We start from the raw sequence: 4,069 nt of genomic DNA, 5'->3' as shown, positions 1-4,069 counted from the left end.
GAATGAGCGGGCGGCGGCGGCCAACGGCACCACCTCCGACCAGCGCGGCGACGCCCTTGTGCTGATCCACCTCCCGGCGGACCGGAAGAGCGTCTACGGCATCTCGATCATGCGCGATCTTTGGGTAGACGTCCCCGGCCACGGAGCCGCGAAGGTGAATGCCGCGCTGGAACTGGGCGGACTGCCGCTGATGACGCGGACGGTGGAGGCGCTGCTGGGTGCGCACATCGACCACACGGTGATGCTGGATTTTCAAGGGTTCGCGGCCATGACGGATGCGCTCGGCGGTGTCGACGTCAACATCAAACAGTCATTCACCGCCACAGCAGATGACAAAGTGCACTTTCCGGCGGGCGTGAACCACCTCAACGGGCTGCAGGCCCTGGCCTTTGTCCGCGAGCGCCATGCCTTCACGGATGGCGATTACCAGCGGGTCCGGAACCAACAGACGTTCTTGAAAGCCATGATGGCCAAGTTGGCTTCCGAAGGCGGCCTGGCGGACCGCGGCACCGTCCGCAAACTCATCAAGACAGTGCTGCCGCACGTGACCCTGGACGCAAGCTTCACCCTGGAGTCGCTGGAAAACCTCGCCTTCGGCCTGCGGAGCACGCCGCCGGGACGTGGCGTGTTCTTCACCCTGCCGACCGCCGGCACCGGGACCAGCCGGGACGGCCAGTCGATTGTCCTGAAGGACCCTGCCGCGACCGCAGCGCTCTCCGCCGCACTGCGCTCGGGAACGCTCGCCGGCTACGTGGCGGCCAACAATCTGCAGAACGGCAATTGAGGCGCCGCTCTTCGGTAGATTGGGTCCATGACCCAGACTCCCGCCCAGCCGTCCCCGCAGCCTCCCGTCGCCCGGAAAGTTCCCTCGGTGCGCACCCATCACGGCGACGCGTTCGAGGACAACTACGAGTGGCTCCGGGACAAGGAGTCCGCAGAGGTCGTGGACCTGCTCAAGGCGGAAAACTCCTACCAGGAGTCCGTGACCGCGCACCAGGAGCCGCTGCGCGAGGCGATCTTCCAGGAAATCAAGGGCCGCACCCAGGAAACTGACCTTTCCGTCCCGAACCGCAAGGACGGCTGGTGGTATTTCACCCGCTCGGTCGAGGGCAAGGAGTACGGCATCCACTGCCGCGTGCGCGGCCAGGACACCGGGGACCGCGTCGCGGACTGGACTCCCCCGGCCGTGGAGGCCGGCGTCGTCATCCCCGGCGAGGAGGTCCTCCTCGATGGCAACCTCGAGGCCGAGGGCAAGCCGTTCTTCGCCGTGGGCGGGGCCGCCACGACCATCGACGGCACCCTCTACGCCTACGCCGTGGACAACGCCGGCGACGAGCGCTTCACCCTGCGCATCAAGGACCTCCGCACCGGCGACTTGCTGCCGGATGTGATCGAGAACGTCTTCTACGGCATCTCCTTCTCCCCCGACGGCAGCCGGATCTTCTATACCGTGGTGGACGATTCGTGGCGGCCGTACCAGGTCAAGTCCCACGTGCTCGGCACACCCGTCGGCGAGGACACCGTCATCTACCAGGAGGACGACGTCGCCATGTGGCTCGGCTTCGAGCTCTCTGCCGACCGGCGGCACCTGGTGCTCAGCATCGGCTGCTCCGAGTTCAGCGAGACCCGCCTGCTGCGCTTTGATGACCCCGACGCCGGCCTGCGCACCGTGATCTCCCGCGACGAGCGCATCCTCTACGAGGCCGAGCCGTTCCTGCTGGCGGACGCCTCGGGGCGGGGCCGGGAGCGGATCCTGCTCACGCACAACAAGGACGCCATCAATTCCATGGTCTCGCTGGTGGACCCGGCCGAGCTCGCAAAGCCGCTCGCCGAGCAGCACTGGGACACCGTCGTCGCSCATTCCGACCAGGTCCGGGTCAACGGCGCCGGCGTCACGTCGACCCACGCGGTGGTCTCCGTGCGCAAGGACACCATTGAACGGGTCCAGGTCCTGCCCCTGGCAGGACTGGGCACCCCGGAGCAGGGCGCCGCCGTGGAGCCTGCGTTCACCGAAGAGCTGTATACCGCCGGCGTCGCGGGCTCCGACTACGAGGCGCCCGTGATCCGGATGGGCTACACCTCCTACTTCACCCCGTCGCGGGTCTACGACTTTGTACTGCCCACCCCGGAGCTCCCGGCCGGTGAACTCCTGCTGCGCAAGGAGAGCCCGGTGCTGGGCGGCTACACGCCCTCGGACTACGTCGCCACCCGGGAATGGGCGGTTGCGTCCGACGGGACCCGGATTCCGCTCTCGGTCCTCCGCCACGCCTCCGTCCGGAAAGATTCGACGGCGGCCGGCCTGGTGTACGGCTACGGCTCCTACGAAATGAGCATGGATCCGGGCTTCGGGATCCCCCGGTTGTCCCTGCTGGACCGGGGCATAGTGTTCGTGATCGCCCACATCCGGGGCGGCGGCGAGCTGGGCCGGCACTGGTACGACGACGGCAAGAAGCTGCACAAGAAAAACACGTTCACCGACTTCATTGCGGCCACGGACTGGCTCGCCGGTTCCGGCTGGGTGGACCCGGCACGGATCGCGGCGATGGGCGGCTCCGCCGGCGGCCTGCTCATGGGCGCGGTCGCCAACCTGGCGCCGGAAAAGTACGCGGCGATCGTTGCCGCCGTCCCGTTCGTGGACGCACTGACCACCATCCTGGACCCCGACCTGCCGCTGTCGGCGCTGGAGTGGGAGGAATGGGGCAACCCGATCACCGACCCGGACGTGTACGCGTACATGAAGTCGTACACGCCGTACGAGAACGTCCGTGCCGTGGCGTACCCGAAGATCGCCGCGGTCACCAGCTTCAACGACACCCGCGTGCTCTACGTGGAGCCGGCCAAGTGGGTGCAGCGGCTGCGCGAGGTGAACACCGGCGGCGAACCCGTCGTTCTGAAAATCGAGATGGAAGGCGGCCACGGCGGCGCGTCGGGCCGATACGTGCAGTGGCGCGAACGGGCCTGGGACTACGCGTTCGTCGCCGATTCCCTCGGCGCCACCGAACTGCTGCCCGGGGCCGGACTGAAGTAAGAACCCCATCGGTTGCTCCGTAGCCGCCCTTTTGGACCTCCATTAGGGCACTTACGGAGCAATCGATGCGTTTTCCGGCCGGTCAGCGGGCTTTCCGGCGTTAATCCGGGAGCTCGCTACCGATATTTGGTCATCATGCTTACTATTTACTGGCATGATGGGCACTTCGACGTGGAACCCGTCCGCTGGGGGCGGGGCGTCGTAGGGCTTTGACCGGGCACTGGGTGCCGKAGATGGAGTTTGTTATGAACGTTGAGCAGGGAATGACCCCGTTGACTGATGATGAGCTGATGGCGCAGGGCGGCACGGCTCTCCCGGACAAGGAAGTCGCCTCCGTCCTGGACCTGAACGCCGACCTGAACCTCGGGATCAGCGCCGCGGCGCCGATCGACCTCGGCATCGCGGCCAACGCCAACGTTGCCGCCCCGATTGATGCGGCTGCCTCGGCAAACGTGCTCTCTTTCGGGTCTGAGTCCCAGGCCCTCGCCGACCAGGGCACCATTATCAACCAGGGCGTCACGGGCGATGCCACGGCAGACTCCACCCAGGACAGTGTCATCGACCAGGGCACCGGTGCGGACGCCGGGACCACAGCAGGTTCTGCCGCAGCGCCCGCTGCCACGGATCCGGCCACGCCTGCCGCCACGGCCGACCTCGGCGGCGCTGTACCCGCCGGCACGGTACCCGCCGATGCCACCGGCGTCCTGCCGGATGGCACGGCCCCGGACCTGGGCGGCGCGCTGCCGACTGACGTGGGAGCCGCCGCCGGCGCCGCGGGTGCCCTCAGCGGCAACCTGCTCAACGTCGATGTGAACCTGGACGCCAACGCCGGCATCGCGGCACCGATCAATGGTGCGGTGGCCGCCAACGCCAACGTGGCCGCGCCGATCGACGCTGCCGTCGGCGCCAACATCGGCTCCATCGACAGCAACGCGTTCGCCGTCGCCCAGCAGGATGCCATCATCAACCAGGACATCCATGGCGACGCTACGGCGTCGGCTGACCAGCAGTCCGACCTGAAGCAGTAGCACCTAGATGAGC

Annotated in this window: 3 protein-coding genes; all 3 read left to right on the top strand. The window is 67.4% G+C overall.

Annotation, left to right across the window (positions count from 1 at the left end):
- Nucleotides 1–784 (top strand): LCP family protein (locus tag AC1D1S_RS19750; RefSeq protein WP_476995284.1); only part of this gene is annotated, 784 nt, incomplete at its 5' end.
- 27 nt (nucleotides 785–811) lie between these two features.
- Nucleotides 812–3,028, top strand: a complete 2,217-nt coding sequence (locus tag AC1D1S_RS19745) for a S9 family peptidase (protein WP_476995283.1) — start codon at nucleotides 812–814, stop codon at nucleotides 3,026–3,028.
- A 245-nt stretch (nucleotides 3,029–3,273) separates the two neighbouring features.
- Complete coding sequence (locus AC1D1S_RS19740; protein ID WP_476995282.1) at nucleotides 3,274–4,056, top strand: peptidoglycan-binding protein; 783 nt, start codon at nucleotides 3,274–3,276, stop codon at nucleotides 4,054–4,056.
- Nucleotides 4,057–4,069 lie beyond the last annotated feature (13 nt).

The organism is Arthrobacter sp. P1_A5, assembly GCF_056406825.1.
Note: the sequence above shows the minus strand (reverse complement) of the source record. Positions and strands in the feature narration are given on the sequence as shown.